The following is a 16255-nucleotide window of genomic DNA, read 5'->3' on the forward strand; positions in this document are numbered from 1 at the left end:
TCGTGGAAGATTGGCTCACAGGACATAAATTGCCGCTCGGTTGGGCCGTGAAGCAGTTCATCGCCTGGCTGCAAGCCCATGCGAGCTGGTTTTTCGACCTCATCACCGATGGGATCGGCTTCACGGTGGACGGCCTCACCGCGATCCTCCTGCATGTGCCGGCGGCGCTGCTGATTCTCGCGGTCGCGGCGTTAGCCTATTGGCTGCAGCGCTCCTGGAAGCTCGCGCTTTTCGTCATTATCGCTTTTCTGCTGATCACCAATCTTGGCTATTGGACGGCGACGGTGCAAACTATATCCCTCGTCGGCTTTTCGACGATCACAAGCGTCGCGATCGGAGTGCCGCTCGGCATCGCGACGGCGCACCGCCCATGGCTCTACGCGGCGTTGCGCCCTGTGCTCGATCTTATGCAGACGCTGCCCACCTTCGTCTACCTCATTCCCACCCTCGTGCTGTTCGGCCTAGGCGCCGCGCCCGGCCTGATATCGACCGTGATCTTCGCGATCGCCGCCCCCATACGCTTGACGCATCTGGGCATAACGTCGGTGCCTCTGCCGCTGAAGGAAGCGGGCGAGGCGTTCGGCGCCACCAAGCGCCAGCTTCTTTGGAAGGTCGAGATTCCCTACGCCCTGCCGACGATCATGGCGGGCGTCACCCAATGCATCATGCTGAGCCTCTCCATGGTCGTCATCGCGGCGCTGGTCGGCGCCGAAGGCCTGGGGACGCCGGTCGTGCGCGCGCTCGGCCAGGTCAATATTCCGATGGGCTTCGAGGCGGGCATATCGATCGTGCTGCTCGCCATCGTGCTTGATCGCGTTTGCCGTCGGCCTGAACGAAAGGCGAGCGCCTGAATGCCCGCAGTCGTCTTCGAGAATCTCGACATCGTCTTTGGCAAGCGTATCCGCGAGGCGCTCGCCCTGATCGACCAGGGTAAGACGCGCGACGAAATCCTTGCCGCGACCGGCGCCGTGCTTGGCGCGGCGGGCATCAACCTCGCGATCGAAAAGGGCGAGATCTGCGTGCTGATGGGCCTGTCGGGCTCGGGCAAGTCGACGATCCTGCGCGCCGTGAACGGGCTCAACAAGGTTGCGCGCGGCAAGGTGCTGGTCGCCCATGACGATGGCGCGATCGATGTTGCAAGTTGCAGCGCGGACCAGTTGCGGATGCTGCGCACCAGCCGGATCGCGATGGTGTTCCAGCAATTTGCGCTTTTGCCCTGGCGCACGGTGGCCGAGAACGTCGGGTTCGGGCTCGAATTGCGGGGCGTTCCGAAAGCCGAAATGGACCGCATCGTCAACGAAAAGCTCGCGATGGTCGGCCTATCGAAATGGGCTGAAAAATTCGGGCACGAATTATCGGGCGGGATGCAGCAGCGGGTCGGCCTCGCACGCGCCTTTGCGACGGATGCGGACATCCTTCTGATGGATGAACCGTTCTCGGCCCTTGACCCGCTGATCCGCGATAAACTGCAGGACGAGCTTCTCATCCTGCAAAAGGAGCTGAAGAAGACGATCATCTTCGTCAGTCACGATCTTGACGAGGCGTTGAAGATCGGCAACCGCATCGCGATTCTGGAAGGCGGACGCATCGTTCAATGCGGCACGGCGGAGGACATTCTGCTGCGGCCTGCAGACGATTATGTCGCCGAATTTGTCAAGCACATGAATCCGTTGAATGTACTGCGCGGCAGCGCGCTGATGACCCCCGCCGCATCGCTCAAGCAGGCGGACGGCGAAGTTCATCTCGACGCCAACGGGCGCATTCGCGTTCAGCTCAGCGCGGAAGGCAGGCCGATGAGTTGTACGCTGGACGGGCGGGCGGGCCTGCTGGCGGTGGCGGACGGCGAGGTCGGGCTGTCGCCCAAAGCCGCGGCCGATTCCGACGTCATTGTCGCGCCCATCGATCTCAGGATGCGCTCGGCGATCGAACTCCGGCGCGCGTCGGGCAATCCGATCGTGCTCGTCGACCAGCTCGGCCGCATGGCCGGCCTGTGCGGCGACGACGAAATCTATCGCGCGCTGCTGCAGCAACGCAAAGCGGCTACCGTTTAGAGCGAAACGAGCCCAAAAATAGTCCGGCCGGAGCGATAAGGCGCAGAGAACCCACATTGCGTGCGGGGGTCCCATACTCTATCCCAGATGACTTCCGTCGTAAAAGCGGCGGCTCGCTTGAGGGGGAGATTTGCATGTCCAGTCGCTTTTTTACGTTCTTTGGCCTGTTTAGCGCCCTGATTATTACGCCGGCCTTGGCCGAATCTTACAAATTTACGATGCACAACGACTCGAAATACGCGATCACCGGCTTCGAAACCTATGAGGACGGCAAGTGGAGCAAGTGGACGGGCGTCGACATTGCGCCCGGCGAAGCGATCGGCATGGACTGGAAGTCCAGCGCAGGCGATTGCAACGTGCCGTTCCGCATCATCTACAAGGACATCGAGACCGAACAATATACAGTCGACTGGTGCAAAATCAGCCACATTCGGGTTCACGACGACAAAGTCACCGCCGACTGAGATGGGCGCATGCGCGGCGGTTGGGAGGGGCCGCCGCGCAATTGCGGGATGAGTTCTGTGCGGGAGGCGGTGGGCGGTAGTGAGCAGTGACTGAGATAGTGGATATTCCCCACTGCCTATTGCCTATTGCCCATCCGCTCGATCTCCCCAAGCGCCTTGGCGCGAATTTCCTTCTTGAGCACCTTGCCGACTTTGGAGCGTGGCAGGTCTGGCCAGATGTCTATCTGCTTGGGCGTTTTGAGGCTGCCGATGCGCCCTTTGACAAAGGCCTTGATCTCCTCGGCGCTTAGCGCGCGACCAGCATGAAGCTGCACGACGGCCGCGACCCGCTCGCCCCATTTCGGGTCGGGAAGGCCGAACACCGCGCTGTCCATCACATCCGGGTGCTGTAGCAACGCCTGCTCGACCTCGATCGAATAGACATTGAAGCCGCCGGTGATGATCATGTCCTTGGCGCGGTCGACGATATAGAGGAAATTGTCCTCATCGAGATAGCCAACATCGCCGGTGTGATGCCAGCCATGGCGGGAAGCCTCCACCGTCGCCTCGGGGTTTTTGTAATAACCCTCCATCACCAGGGAACCGCGCACGACGATCTCGCCGCGCACGCCGATCGGCAGAAGATTGCCTTCTTCGTCCATCACGCCCACCTGCATCAACGGCGCTGGCCGCCCCGCGGAAGCCAGGTGCGTGCGCGCGATGGTTCCGTCAGGATTGAAATGATCCTTCGGGGCCATCGTCGAGATCATCATCGGCGCCTCGGTCTGGCCGAACAATTGCGCCATGACGGGCCCGATCTTGACGATCGCCTCTTCCAACCGCGCGACGGAGATGGGCGCCGCGCCGTACCAGAAGCATTGCAGCGAGCGTCGATCGGTCGCGGCGAGTTTGGGATGCTCCAGCAGCATGTAGATCAGGGTCGGCGGCAGGAACGTATGGGTGACGCGGCGGCGCGCGATGAGGTCGAGAAATTCGGTGAGGTCCGCCTTGGGCATGACGACGACGCGGCCGCCCAGCGCCAGGATCGGGAAGCACAAGACGCCGGCGGCGTGAGTCAGCGGCGCCAGCGCGAGATAGACGGGGCGCCCGTCGAACGGATAGCTCATCAGCGTCAGCGCCGACATCGTCTCCAGATTGCGCCCCGAAAGCATGACGCCTTTGGGCTGGCCGGTAGTGCCGCCGGTGCCGGCGATCATCGCGATGTCGTCGATGGTTTCGACTTGCAGAGGTTCATCGCCGACGCCCTCCAGCCAGGTCTCCAGCGCCGGCGCGAAAGGCATGGGCCTGTCGAGACAGACGAGGAGGGACAATTTGGGCAGATCGGCGCGCATCTCCTCCACCAGCGGCGCATAGGCGCTGTGGAAGATCAGACTCGTGCAGTCGAAAGCGTCGAGGATGAAGCGATTTTCGGCCACCTCGTTGCGGGGATTGATCGGACACCAGACCGCCGCGGCGCGCGAGATGCCGAAGACGCAGGCGAAGGCGATCGGGTCATTGCCCGACAGCACCGCCACCTTATCGCCCGGCTTGACGCCCGAGCGCCGCAGCGCGCGCGCGACGCGGTAGGTGAAGCGTTGCGCCTCGCCATAGGACATGTCCTTTTCGCCCATGGTCAGGCATGGCGCGGCGGCGCCCAGCGTGGCGCCCTTGTCGAGATAGTCGATCAACCGCATGGCGCTCTCCGCGCTGGACAGAGGCGGCGGCGGCGCCGCCCCTGCCACGCGTCCGTTCATTTGTGGATGGTGACAACCGGGTCCATGACGAGCCCGAAGCTTTTCAGCACGCCGAGAAGCTCGCGGTGTCCGAAGGCCTGGCACGCCGAGGCGAAGCCGGCTTTCTTCGGCGCGGTCTGCAGCAAGGAATAAGCCGCATGGGCCTGCAGCAAGCCGGTCTGCTTGTAATTACTGACGCCATGGATCACGCAATGGGCGCGCCCCAATGGCCCCGACGCGTAGACCGAATCGAGCGAGATGTTGACGCGCGGATTCTCGCGCGGCGGTATGCCCGCTTGAATCGAGGCGGCGATATTGGCGAGCGTGGCTTGCTGCTGGTCCGGCGGCAGCGGCTTGATCTGCTCCTCGAACATTTTTTGCGTCGACACGAAGCCCTCCATCACTTCGCGCGCGAAGACCCCGCCGAGCGCCTTGCAATTGGCCACCCGCGGGTCGTCTTTGAACCAGACGGGATGCGAAGTGCCGGCCCAGGGCGTCACCAAAGCATGGACATGCTGACCGGGAACGTTGACGTCGAAATGGGTGTTTTGCGCCCATTCGACATATTTGTTCTGCTCGAGATAGTACCATTTGGCCTGCAGGATCGCGAAAATGGTTTGCGTGGAGGCATAGGTCGGCAGGCCCTTCCACAGCACAAGAATGTCGAGCGTATCGAGGCCGGGCGTCTCCAGGCAGATGTTGGCGGCGATTTCGCCGGTCGTGTACATCTGCGCCACGCCGGGCGACAGCAGCAGGCCTTTTTCGGCGAATTTGGCGCCAAAGCGCGTTTTGGCGTCGAGCACCCAATCCTGTTCGCCTGTCGTGTCGGTGTAGTGGCATCCGGCGGCAAGGCATGCCTCAGCGACTTCGGGTCCATATTTGCTGAACGGGCCGACCATATTGCTGACGACCTTGGCGCCGCGGAACAACTTGGTCAGCGCGTCGACATTGTGCTCGACCGCGGCCACCTCGTAATCGGCGGTCTCGATACCCGGGATTTTGTCCATCACCGCCTGGACGCGGGCGCGATCGCGGCCGGCGGCGATGAAGGGCATATGCAGTTCGCGTAAATATTCGCAGACGAGGCGGCCGGTATAGCCGGACGCGCCATAGACGACGACGGGTTTCTTGTCGCTCATGTCATGATCCTTCCTTTGTGTTTCCTCTGCTGGCCGGATTCTTTTGATCCGAACCGATCGTCACATGCCCATGCCGCCATCGACCGGCAGCCCGGCGCCGGTGATGAAGCGCGCCGCGTCCGAACACAGGAACACGACGGCGTCGGCCATATCGGCGACCTCGCCGAGGCGGGCCAGCGGCGTCTGGCCGATCACGCCGCCGATCGCGGCTTCGGCGCTCGGGAACAGGCCGGCCGCCACGACATCGCCGGCGAGTTGCATGCCCATGTCGGTGGGGACGAGGCCGGGATAGATGCAATTGACGCGCACGCCATATCCAAGCTTGCCCGATTCCATCGCGCCGACCCGGGTGAGCCGATCGACGCCCGATTTGGTCGCGGAATAACCAGCGATGCCGGGGAAGGCGATGGTCGCGGCGACGGAGGAAATGCTGACGATGGCGCCGCCCTTCCCGGCCGGACCTTCCGGGCGCATCGCGCGGAACGCATGTTTCATGCCCAGACTCGCGCCGACGATATTGACGTCGCACATGCGGCGCAGATCGGCCGCCTCGACATTGATCAGCAGCGAAGTGATTTCGATGCCAGCATTGTTGATGAGGATGTCGAAGCCGCCAAGTTCGGCGATCGTCGCGGCGACCGCCTTTTGCCAGCTCGCGTCGTCCGTCACATCGAGCCTGACGAAACCAGTCTTGGCGCCGCTCGCGGCGATCGTCTTGGCCGTCGCGCGGCCCGCTTCGTCAAGGATATCGCCGATCATCACCGCAGCGCCGGCTTTCGCCAGGGCCTCTGCCATTCCGGCGCCAAGCCCGCGCGCGCCCCCGGTCACCAGCGCCTTGCGGCCCGTCAGGTCGAATTTACTCATGGCTTCCTCCCCTTTTCCGATGGTCCCTCTGGCGGGGACTTCGCGATGGAAGAGAAAATTTTGACAGGTGTCAAGTATTTATTATACAGTCGTACAAATATCTTTGGACAATCGTCAAGCACAACTCGAGAAAGCGACCGGGACGGTCGCGGTCTCGGGAAAGCGCGGTCGCGGGACCGGCCTTGATCTCGCCCGCTTCCGTGTTATCCCTCTCGCGCAAGACATAAACGGGTGGCAAAACCGCAATGACGTCGCAGACCGTGACAAAACTGGACAGGGTTCCGCGCCAGCGGGTCGACAAATTCGCCGAGCGGCGAGCCGAACTCGCCGAGGCGGCTCTGCAGACGCTCTCGGAGCTCGGCTACGCCCGCACGTCCTTGCGCGAGATCGCCCAGAACTCCGAATTCACGCACGGCGTCCTGCACTATTACTTCAGCGACAAGGTCGATTTGATCCTGTGCAGCGTGCGCCAATACAAGACGCGATGCGTGACGCGCTATGATCAGATCACCGCCGATGCGGATTCATACGATGCGCTGATGACCGGCTTTGTGACGGTCCTCGCCCAGACGATGCGCGAAGAGGCGCATATGCACCGCCTGTGGTACGACATTCGCTCGCAGACTTTGTTCGAGACGGCGTTCCGCGCCGATGTCGCGGAGCTCGACAAGAGTCTCGAGAACATGATCTGGCGCATCATGTGCCGCTTCGCGGAACTGACCGGCGAGCCACAGACCCTGCCGCCCCCGGTGATCTATGCGATGATCGACGGGCTGTTTCAGCAATGCCTGCTCAAGCACCTGTCCGGCGACGCGCAAGCGATCGCCCAGATGCAGGCCGACGTGCGGCTGGTGTTGTCGAAGATCACGAGGAATCCGGACGCTACGGCAGAGGTTTAGACGCGGTCGTTGACCACGTCCGATCCCCCGCCTCCATTCGTCGACGATACGCGCGTCTTTGCCTCAGAACGCGCTTCGCCGACTTTCGTCGCGTCATTGGACAAACATAGGCGCCGCGCCGTAGTCTGGGATCATCGCGCGGTCAAATCGCGCGGACGTCGGAGATCAAATGATGATGAGCGCAAGAGGCACTCTGCTTAGTTCGGCGGCGTGCATTGTGGGCGCGGCGGCCAGCCACGCCGCCGATCTTCCGACGCGAAAGTCGGCGCCAGCGGAATATGTCAAGATCTGCAACGTCGGCGGCATGGCTGGCTTCGTCATCCCCGGCAGCGACACCTGCTTGAAGATTGGCGGTTACGTCAGCGCACAGGTCGAGGCGGGCAACCTCAAGAAGGGCTATTCCTGGAGCCCCGGCGGACAGGGCACAGCGCTCATTTCGAGCCCCGCGAGCCTGAGAAGCTCGTTCGGCTGGACCACCCGCGCCGAGCTCGATCTGGATATACGCCAGCAGACGTCCTATGGCGTGCTGCGCGGCTACACGCAGATCCGGTTTGAGAACGGCAACGGTTTCGATACGGACGGCACGGGCGCCTATATCGATGTCGCCTATCTTCAATGGGCGGGCATCACGGCCGGCAAGACGGCGTCGTTTTTTGGTTTCTTCGGCGGCGGTTATGGCTGGGCGAACATCTTTTCTCCCGCCCAGGCTGAGGGAGGCTCCAACGAGCCCGACGTGCTCGCCTATACCGCAACCTTCGGCGGCGGCTTCTCGGCGACGGCCTCCATCCAGAGCCCAGGCGCGAACTCGTTTTCCGCCACCGGTCTGACGAACAATGGCTCCAGCGGCGGCGGCGCAAACTTCAATATCAATACGACCAATTACGGCATGACGTTTCCCGATTTCGTCGCCAATATCCGCGTCGATCAGAGCTGGGGTTCGGCGCAATTGTCGGGCGTCGCCCACCAGGTGCATGTCTACGACGCCGTCGGCAATTCGCTCGATAAATGGGGCTGGGGAATATTGGGCGGCGCGTCATTCAACCTGCCGACGCTCGGAGCGGGCGACAAGCTCTCGATCGACGGCGTCTACACAAGAAACGCGATCTGGTATTCGGGCATACCCGAAGGCCTGTGGGGCGAGAACGGCGCCGCCAACGGCAATGGTCTCGCCATGTCGGCCGGCGACACTTATTCGGTCGGCGGCGGACGTTGGGCGACGCCGTCGGCCTGGTCGGCGGCGGCGCTCTACGAGCATCACTTCTCGGCCGCTTTCTCTATCGATCCAGAGATTTCCTACGCGCAATTGAACTGGAGCGGCTCGATGGGGCAGCTTTCGTCCAATTCGCAAAGCTGGATCGTCGGCGGCGTCGCTCATTGGGACCCAGCGCCGCTGCTCGATTTCGCCTTCGAGCTTTTGTACGAGAACACCCATCAGTCGACGCCGAGCCTCTACACGCCGACGGTCGGCACGATCGACGGCAAGCTCTCGCCGTTCCCCAACAATACGGATGGCTTTGCCGGGCGCTTCTACATCACTCGCAATTTCTGACCGCGGTCAATTCGGCGCGCGGCGCCGACATCTTGTGCTTAGGGGCTCTTTTCTTGTTTGCCCGGCCATTCGCCCTTGTTATGCGAATGGCGAAGAGGCGGACTTAAAACTTTCTCCGATCCCCGCTCACGTGTCTTGCGATTGAACGCAATGCGACAAGCCAAAGGAATGACATCGCCTAACGCGGCGCCTTGAGCCTGCGGCGCGACAGATGGAAGAGCGGCTCGGATGCTCCGCTCGGCTCGCGCCCCTGAGCGTAACCGCGCTGCCATCCTTGTTTGAGCGCCTCGGGCTCGCCCCCGGCGACGCGCGCCTGAAAATCGGTGCGCGACTGACGCCAAGCGTCATAAGCCCCTTTCAGCGCGGGATCGTCGGCGAAATCCCGGATCTTCGGCTGAATTGCGTCGAGCAGCGCGTGAGGAACCAGAGAGAGGAAGCAAAACGACTCGCCTCTCTCGAACCGCGCGCCGGTCGGGCGCGTGAATCGCCAATTCATCGTGAAAGTGAAGGGCAGCCAATCGGTCTCCACCAAGCCTTCCAACGGCGCAATCCCGTCCTTGATCGTATTGGGCGCGCCGCGCGCGCAGATCGCCCAGCCGGGGCTGGTGCGAAACAGATAGCCCGGATGGAACGTCAGGATTCCATGACCGAAAACCGAAGAGACGACCTGGCCGAGTCGGGGATTTCCATCGGTGGAGACGATCTTGACGTCGGACGTCGACGCGCCGCCGGTCCATGTCGCCGTGAACGACATCGGCAGGATGATTTCCCAGCCGCTGGCGTTGGCGATCGGCAGCGGCGTGCAACGATAGGCGAAACGGCTGGCGGTCGCGTCCATCCAGTCGCGGTCCGCGCGACCTGGAATGATCTGCGGCGGATCCGCATATTCCCGGAAGCAATGGAAATCTGGCAACGACGACAAAAAATCGGACATGGTCTACCGCTGATCCCGTCGCCGAGCGTTCAGAACTTGGCGTTGACGCCGACGCCGATATGGATCTTTCCGCCGATGCCCTGGCCGCCCGCCTCGCCGTCGGCGAAGACGTCAAGCCGCACGGCAGGCGAGAGGCGGTAGCCCAGCCGCAGTCCATATTCAAACCAATTCAGGCTCCGATTGCCGATCGGCGTGAGCACTCCGACGCCAGGCACGTCGGCCACGATGCCCGACTTACCTACCCAACCATGCGCGTAGCCGGTCGAGAGCGTACCGTCCACGGCGTCGGTGAACGCATGGGTCCACTGACCCTCCACCTTGCCGATCGTCATCACATCGTCGCCGGAGTTCACGATCGCCGGAAACGGATTCTGGGCGGACAGGGTTTCCGTATAACCGTTGACGTGGATGTCGGCGCGCCCCAATTCGAGCGCTAGGCCGGCTTCGTCGGTCGGGCCAAGCTCATAGGCGGCGCCGGCCCGTCCGTAATAATAGCTCAGCGCGCCGGTCGTACCGCTCGTCCCGACTGCTGTCCCCGCGCCGTTCATATAGGTGCGAGTGAAGCTCAGCGAAGCGGACGGCGCCCACCAGCCGCCAATTTCGGCGAACGGCCGGAAGGCGCTGCTGGAATTCCAGACATAGCGGGCGGCGAGCGCGCCCCACGGGCTGTCGTTCAGCCTGGCGCTCTCATAAAATTCCTCGCCATAGGCGAAGCCGCCGAGCACGGACAACCCGTTGCCGAAATTGACCTGGCCGCGCACGCCGCCCATCGCCGATCCGCCGGCGGCGAAGGCGCCCGCTTGCGACCCCTGGCCGCGGGCGATCGGATCGTTGCGGAACAGCAGATAGGACATCAGCCCTTGCTGCTGGGCGAGCGCCGCATTCGCGCCGCGCGCGAGCTGATCGACCGAATTCTGCACCGAGCCGACCGTGGTGAGGCCGCCGATCCATCTTGTCGTGGGTGTTGGTGTTGGTGTTGGTGTTGGTGTTGGTGTTGGTGTTGGTGTTGGTGTTGGTGTTGGTGTTGGTGTTGGTGTTGGTGTCGGTGTTGGAGTTGGTGTCGGCGTGGGAGTTGGCGTTGGTGTCGGCGTTGGCGTGGGAGTTGGTGTCGGCGTGGGAGTTGGCGTTGGCGTGGGAGTCGGCGTCGGTGTTGGTGTCGGCGTAGGAGTTGGCGTCGGTGTCGGCGTGGGAGTTGGCGTCGGCGTTGGGGTGGGCGTGGGAGTAGGTGTAGGCGTCGGGGTCGGTGTGGGCGTGGGCGTGGGAGTTGGCGTCGATACGCTCACGAGCGTGGCGACATAGGCCTGCGCGGCGCTTGCGCCGGTCTGGCCGTTGAACTCTCCGGAGCCGACAATATACTTGCCGTCGGCGGTGATCCCCTGCGCCGTGGAGAGGATGATCCCGCTCATATTGACGCCGGCGCTCGAAAGCGCCGCGCCGAGATATTGCATCGCGCCGCTGCTGTTGAAGTTATAGATGAACGCGCGCGACCGCGAATAAGAACCACCGCTGATGCTGCTTGAAGTCAGCGTCGAATCCATATCGTACATCTGGCCGACGACGAGGCCGGTGTCGCTCATCGCCGCGGCGGACGAAGATTCGTAATTGTGTGTTCCGCCTCCGTCCGTGATGGTGAGGGAGGGGCCCGTCTGCAGATTGATCGGCGCGCCGAAGCCGCTTGCAGCGCTTCCCGTCCATTCGACGGCGCTGAAGATCGGCTGCGCGCCATTGACGGTTGAAGCGTAAGTCGAACCGGTGTTGGACTGGCCGACGATGATCGTGCCGGCCTGATTGATCGCATAGGCGTAAGAACTCGCGCCCGCGACAGAGCCCGCCGGCACGCTGCTCAGCACGCCAAGATCGGTCGCCGCGACAGTTCCGGCTCCGGTCGCGCTGAGGCCTGTCCAGACGGTCGCCTGCAGTACGCTTGATGAGGTCTCGCCGGAGAAATTGCTGGAGCCGACGATCGCGTCGCCGGCCGCGTCCACCGAAAATGCGCGCGAATTGGCGCCGGCCGGCGCACCGGGCAGGACGCCGAGATTGACGACAGCGTTGAGCGCCGGGCCGCCGGTCTCGACGCCCGTCAGATACCAGGCCGTTGCATGGGTTGTGCTTTGCCCGGGCGTTGTGCTGGCGTTGCCGACGACAATCGTCCCGTTGGCGTTGATTCCGCGCGCGTTCGACGAGCCGCCCGGGTCGCTGCTCAAGACGCCCAAATCGAAGGGTTGGATGGTTTCGCTTCCGCCCGGCGTCGCATTGTACCAGAGGACGCCGTGAGCGGTGGCGACGCCGCCGACTTCCGTCAGGGAATAGCCGACGGCGCTTTTGCCGTCGGCGGCGACGCCTTCAACCGCGGCATACGGATTGAACGAAGAAAAGCCGGGCGCCTGCGAGCTGTCGGTAAAGGCGGCGACCGCGTAGGGAAGCAGCGGCGCCTGCCCGAATTGCATCGCGCCGCCATTGGCCGACCAAAAGACCGGGAATTCATGTCCCGCGGAATCGAAGGCCTCGCCAATGACGAGAAAGCTGCCGGAGGAGCCGTCCGGGGGGCCTTCGTTCGCATTGATTCCGACGCCCACCGTATGGTCGATCGCCGTTCCCGCGGCGGTCGTGCCTGACGCCGTCAGCGGGGTGGCCGCATAACCGGAAACGGGAACAGTCTGAGTGTGCGCCCATTGCGCCCCAACCGGCGTGAGCGCGGTCGCGCCGAGCAAAGCGCAAAGAAGCGAGCGGCCCGGCCTCTCGAAGCGTAAAGCGCGTTGGCGAAACTTGAACAGCGACGCTTGCGGAAATTGCGGCCAGAGAAAATAGCGCCTCCCAATTCCACGCTCGGCCGCCACCGACTCGGCCCCCGCGGCGTCAGCATCCGCACGCTCGCCTGCCGAGCGAATATTATTCAGCATACAGCCCCCGAATTTAGACAAGCCCGCACACACCGACCACAGCATGGGCGCAAGAAGGCGCCCCTCCGCAGCAGCATGGCTGCAAGGCGACAAAGAAATACGTCCCGTATCTCAGAAGAAAACGGTTTTCCTTACGCTGTTTTTCTCACTGTACTTGCGCGAGTTCTATGATAAGTTCGAAAAATCGGATAGAACGTTCTTGCTGCGGCGCGCTGAAATCCCGTTGTTGCAGAAGACCGCTAATACGGCATCGGCCGCATTGGCGATCAATAGTGAAGAGGCGATTATGTCGTCGCAACAAGCCGAGAAGATCGAATGGCTGGTCCCCGCTCATTTGCCGGGAGCCGATATTCTGATCGCGAAGAACGACCTGACGGCTTGGCACAATTTTCACGAGACCTACGGCTTCTGCGCTTGCGGTTCGGCGTCCGCCGATATCCTCTATCGGAGAAAAAAACATACGTTGCAGGACGGCACCACCTTCCTGCTTGAGCCGGGCGAGTCGCATCGCAATATTGTGGTGCCGCGGCCTCAGAGCTTTAAAGTCGTCTTCATCGCTCCCTCTCAATTCGACGCCGCCGGCCGGGAGCACGGGTTGTCGGCTACTCCGCATTTTCGCTCCGGATTTGTCGATGATCCCAATTTTCTCGAGGCGACGTACCGGCTCTGCGCATCCGTCGAAGATCGGGAAACGATCCTCGAGCAGCAATCGCGCTTGGCCGTCTGTTTGCGCGTTGCGCTGCGATACGTCGAACAGAGCCTGCCGAAAGCGGCGGATGGCGGACATGACGCGATCAAGCGCGTCAAAGCCTATTTGTTGGAGCGGTTCGACGAATCGGTGACGCTCGATGAGCTGTCTGTCCTATCGAGGCTCAGCCCGTTTCATCTGGTGCGCAGTTTCGCAAGGCATGTCGGCGCGCCGCCGCACGCCTATCAGATAAGGGTTCGCATCGAGCGCGCGCGAACGCTGCTGCGAAACGGGACTGCGCCCGCCGAAGCCGCGCACCTCCTCGGTTTCGGCGATCAGAGCCACTTCACAAGGCACTTCAGAAGAATCATGCACGTCACGCCAGCGCAATATGCGCGCGCGGTGCGATAGAACGGGGTCGGTCATGTCGTCGCCGCAAGCCGCGAAGATCGAATGGCTGGTTCCCGCCGAGTCGCCAGGAGTCGATATTCTGGTCGCCAAGAACGACCAGACAGCGTGGCATCATTTTCACGAAACCTACGGCTTTTGCGCCTGCGATTCGGCGTCCGCCGACCTCATCTATCGCGGAAAAAGGCTGACGTTGCGCGACGGCGTCACATTCCTTGTCGAGCCGGGAGAATCGCATCGCAATCCCGCAGTGTTGCAGCCGCAGAATTTTAAGGTCGTCTACCTCACACCTGCTCAATTCGACGCGGCTGGCCGCGAACATGGCTTGTCGGCCATTCCCGATTTTCGCGCCGGATTCGTCGACGATCCGCATTTCATCGATGCGGTGTACAAGTTCTCAGCATCCGTCGAAAATCAGGAGACCGTCCTCGAACAGCAATCGCGCCTCGCGATATGTCTGCGCGTCGCGCTGCGGCACGTCGAGCAAAGCCTGCCGAAAGCGGCGATCGGCGGCCATCGCGCCATCACGCGCGTCAAGGAATGCCTGCTGGAGCGGTTCAGCGAACCGGTGACGCTTGACGAATTGTCCGCGCTGTCCGGGCTCAGCCCGTTTCATCTGGTGCGCAGCTTCACGCGGCATGTCGGCGCGCCGCCGCACGCCTATCAGATAAGGGTTCGCATCGAACGCGCGCGGACGCTGCTGCGAAACGGAACGCCCCCTGCGGAAGCGGCGCATATCCTCGGCTTCGGCGATCAAAGCCATTTCACGAGGCACTTCAAGAAGACCATGCGCGTCACGCCCGCGCAATATGCGCGCGCGGCGCGTTGAGGATGACACGTGCGTCTATGCCGGCCTACGCGGTAAAACGGCTTTGACGCGACCCGTAAGGCCGATCAAAACTCATCGCGCCGGCGATAAACGCCGTCGATGCGTCGAGGGATGAGCGAATGACCAGAAAGCCGTGCATTCTTTTGGGCGCGCCCGTGCAGGAAGGCTCCGGACGGCTTGGTTGCGACATGGGGCCAAGCGCGTTCCGGGCGGCGGGACTGGCTGCCGCGCTTGAAGAATTGGGTTATCCCGCGCTCGACCGCGGCAATATTGCGCCGGCGCCGATGCACACGATCAGCCACCCCAATGCCGCGATCAGGAATCTTGCGGCGATCGTCGCCTGGACTGAGGCGATCGCCGATGCGGCCTATCGCGCGAGCGCGGAAGGCATGCCCATCGTGCTCGGCGGCGATCACAGCCTGGCGGCCGGCACGCTTTCGGGCCTGAGACGCCGCGCCGCCGAGGACGGGCGGGAATTCTTTGTCCTATGGCTCGACGCCCACCCGGATCTTCACACGCTCGAGACGACGCGCAGCGGCAATCTGCATGGCGTGCCGATCGCCTATGCGACGGGACAGCCTGGCTTTGCCGGATTGTTTCCGCCGCTGGCCGCGCCAGTGAATCCTCAGAACATCTGCATGATGGGAATCCGCAGCGTCGATTCCGCCGAGCGCGCCGCGCTCGCGACGGGGATCGTCGTGCACGACATGCGCGCGATCGACGAACAAGGCGTTGCGCCGCTGCTCGACCGTTTCCTGCAGCGCGTCGCAGCGGCGAATGGAATCCTGCATGTCAGCCTCGATGTCGATTTCCTCGATCCCGGCATCGCGCCCGGCGTCGGCACCACCGTTCCCGGCGGCGCGACCTTTCGCGAGGCGCATCTGGTGATGGAAATGCTGCACGACAGCCAGCTTGTCGCGAGCCTCGACCTTGTCGAACTCAATCCGTTTCTCGACGAGCGCGGGCGCACCGCCTTGCTGATCGTCGATCTCGTGGCGAGTTTGATGGGCCGCCGCGTCATGGACCGCCCCACCCGGAGCTATTGACGCGACGCGGCGGCTCCAGCGCGCTTGCGACATGGCCTTCCGGTTCGGCGGCGTGCGGATGCGCTTTATTACCTGCGATGTAATTGAACCGCTGCGGGCGATCGATAATAAAGCGAGCGTCTTCTGTCGCCTGCCGTGCGGAAGAAACAGCGCGGCCGAGAAGATGCCCATGCAATCATGTTTCGCGTCGTAAATAAGGACCAAGAAAATGCAGAAATTTAACGTTCACACGATCGAGTCGGCCCCGGAAAAGTCGCGGCAGACGCTGAGCGGCATGCAACAGAAGTTTGGATTTTTGCCAAACATCATGGGAACAATGGCTGAGAACCCGGTTCTCCTCAATGGGTTCGCCGCCAGTTTCGGAAGCTTTCATGGCGGAGGCTTCGATGAGGCGGAGAAGCAGATCTTGCTGCTGACCAATGCGGTCGCCCTCAAGTGCCCATGGACCATTGCGGCTCACTCCACTTTTGCGGTTGAAGATGGCGTCCCGGAGAGCGACGTCATGGCCATTCGCAACGGCAAGCTCCCCAAAGACGCCCGATATGCCGCGCTTTCGGAAATCAGTAAGACGCTTCTCGAACGCAAAGGGAATGCGACCGAGGTCGAAATCGAAAAGTTCACTTCGGCTGGATATTCGAAGGCTCAAATTTTCGAAGTGGTCCTGGGCCTCGGCATTTCCATGATCACCGCCACGACGACGAATATGGCGGGCACGCCGGTCGACGACCGCTTCAAGGCCCATATCTGGGCCGCCGCCTGAATAGCGCGATCG

The 16255-nt window shown here is 62.5% G+C and carries 14 protein-coding genes; 9 read left to right on the plus strand and 5 right to left on the minus strand.

Annotated elements, in window-relative coordinates:
- Positions 1 to 2 precede the first annotated feature (2 nt).
- The 3 genes from choW (at position 3) to GSQ90_RS24915 (ending at position 2515) form a co-directional block, all read left to right on the plus strand.
- Positions 3 to 851: a choline ABC transporter permease subunit gene (gene choW / locus GSQ90_RS24905; RefSeq protein WP_158817663.1), complete on the plus strand. Its 849-nt coding sequence runs from the start codon at positions 3 to 5 to the stop codon at positions 849 to 851.
- Positions 852 to 2051 carry a choline ABC transporter ATP-binding protein gene (gene choV, locus GSQ90_RS24910; RefSeq protein ID WP_158817664.1) on the plus strand — a complete coding sequence of 400 codons (1200 nt, stop codon included), beginning with the start codon at positions 852 to 854 and terminating at the stop codon, positions 2049 to 2051.
- A 134-nt stretch (positions 2052 to 2185) separates the two neighbouring features.
- The gene (locus GSQ90_RS24915) at positions 2186 to 2515 is read left to right on the plus strand and encodes a hypothetical protein (RefSeq protein ID WP_158817665.1); all 330 of its coding nucleotides are present in this window, start codon (positions 2186 to 2188) and stop codon (positions 2513 to 2515) included.
- Positions 2516 to 2631: 116 nt separating this feature from the next.
- Here the strand turns inward: GSQ90_RS24915 and GSQ90_RS24920 are convergent, their stop codons facing one another.
- The 3 genes from GSQ90_RS24920 to GSQ90_RS24930 are packed head-to-tail and all read right to left on the minus strand — an operon-like array spanning position 2632 to position 6230.
- The gene (locus GSQ90_RS24920) at positions 2632 to 4188 is read right to left on the minus strand and encodes an AMP-binding protein (protein WP_158817666.1); all 1557 of its coding nucleotides are present in this window, start codon (positions 4186 to 4188) and stop codon (positions 2632 to 2634) included.
- 56 nt (positions 4189 to 4244) lie between these two features.
- Positions 4245 to 5366: a DUF5938 domain-containing protein gene (locus tag GSQ90_RS24925; protein WP_158817667.1), complete on the minus strand. Its 1122-nt coding sequence runs from the start codon at positions 5364 to 5366 to the stop codon at positions 4245 to 4247.
- A gap of 60 nt (positions 5367 to 5426) precedes the next feature.
- Positions 5427 to 6230, minus strand: coding sequence for an SDR family NAD(P)-dependent oxidoreductase (locus GSQ90_RS24930; RefSeq protein ID WP_158817668.1), 804 nt, complete (start codon positions 6228 to 6230; stop codon positions 5427 to 5429).
- A gap of 245 nt (positions 6231 to 6475) precedes the next feature.
- On the opposite strand from GSQ90_RS24930, the gene GSQ90_RS24935 reads away from it, so the two are divergent.
- Both GSQ90_RS24935 and GSQ90_RS24940 read left to right on the plus strand, forming a co-directional pair.
- Complete coding sequence (locus GSQ90_RS24935; RefSeq protein WP_158817669.1) at positions 6476 to 7129, plus strand: TetR/AcrR family transcriptional regulator; 654 nt, start codon at positions 6476 to 6478, stop codon at positions 7127 to 7129.
- A gap of 169 nt (positions 7130 to 7298) precedes the next feature.
- Positions 7299 to 8678, plus strand: coding sequence for a porin (locus GSQ90_RS24940; RefSeq protein ID WP_210254975.1), 1380 nt, complete (start codon positions 7299 to 7301; stop codon positions 8676 to 8678).
- A gap of 178 nt (positions 8679 to 8856) precedes the next feature.
- On the opposite strand, the gene GSQ90_RS24945 is transcribed toward GSQ90_RS24940, so the two are convergent.
- Both GSQ90_RS24945 and GSQ90_RS32170 read right to left on the minus strand, forming a co-directional pair.
- Entirely contained in the window at positions 8857 to 9612 is a 756-nt protein-coding gene (locus GSQ90_RS24945) for a DUF6065 family protein (RefSeq protein WP_158817671.1), read from the minus strand.
- A 29-nt stretch (positions 9613 to 9641) separates the two neighbouring features.
- Positions 9642 to 12512, minus strand: coding sequence for a hypothetical protein (locus GSQ90_RS32170; protein WP_210254976.1), 2871 nt, complete (start codon positions 12510 to 12512; stop codon positions 9642 to 9644).
- A gap of 286 nt (positions 12513 to 12798) precedes the next feature.
- Between GSQ90_RS32170 and GSQ90_RS24955 the strand changes: the two genes are divergently transcribed.
- The 4 genes from GSQ90_RS24955 to GSQ90_RS24970 all read left to right on the plus strand — a co-directional run bounded on the left by GSQ90_RS24955 (position 12799) and on the right by GSQ90_RS24970 (position 16243).
- Positions 12799 to 13611: an AraC family transcriptional regulator gene (locus tag GSQ90_RS24955; RefSeq protein ID WP_158817672.1), complete on the plus strand. Its 813-nt coding sequence runs from the start codon at positions 12799 to 12801 to the stop codon at positions 13609 to 13611.
- A gap of 13 nt (positions 13612 to 13624) precedes the next feature.
- Positions 13625 to 14437 carry an AraC family transcriptional regulator gene (locus tag GSQ90_RS24960; protein ID WP_158817673.1) on the plus strand — a complete coding sequence of 271 codons (813 nt, stop codon included), beginning with the start codon at positions 13625 to 13627 and terminating at the stop codon, positions 14435 to 14437.
- Between the two features lie 119 nt (positions 14438 to 14556).
- A complete protein-coding gene (rocF, locus tag GSQ90_RS24965; protein WP_158817674.1) occupies positions 14557 to 15483 on the plus strand; it encodes an arginase in 927 nt (308 codons plus the stop codon).
- Between the two features lie 208 nt (positions 15484 to 15691).
- Positions 15692 to 16243 (plus strand): carboxymuconolactone decarboxylase family protein, encoded by a 552-nt coding sequence (locus tag GSQ90_RS24970; RefSeq protein ID WP_158817675.1) that lies wholly within the window; start codon positions 15692 to 15694, stop codon positions 16241 to 16243.
- Positions 16244 to 16255: the final 12 nt, after the last annotated feature.

The sequence above is a fragment of the Methylocapsa sp. S129 genome, assembly GCF_009765995.1.
Lineage (GTDB): Bacteria > Pseudomonadota > Alphaproteobacteria > Rhizobiales > Beijerinckiaceae > Roseiarcus.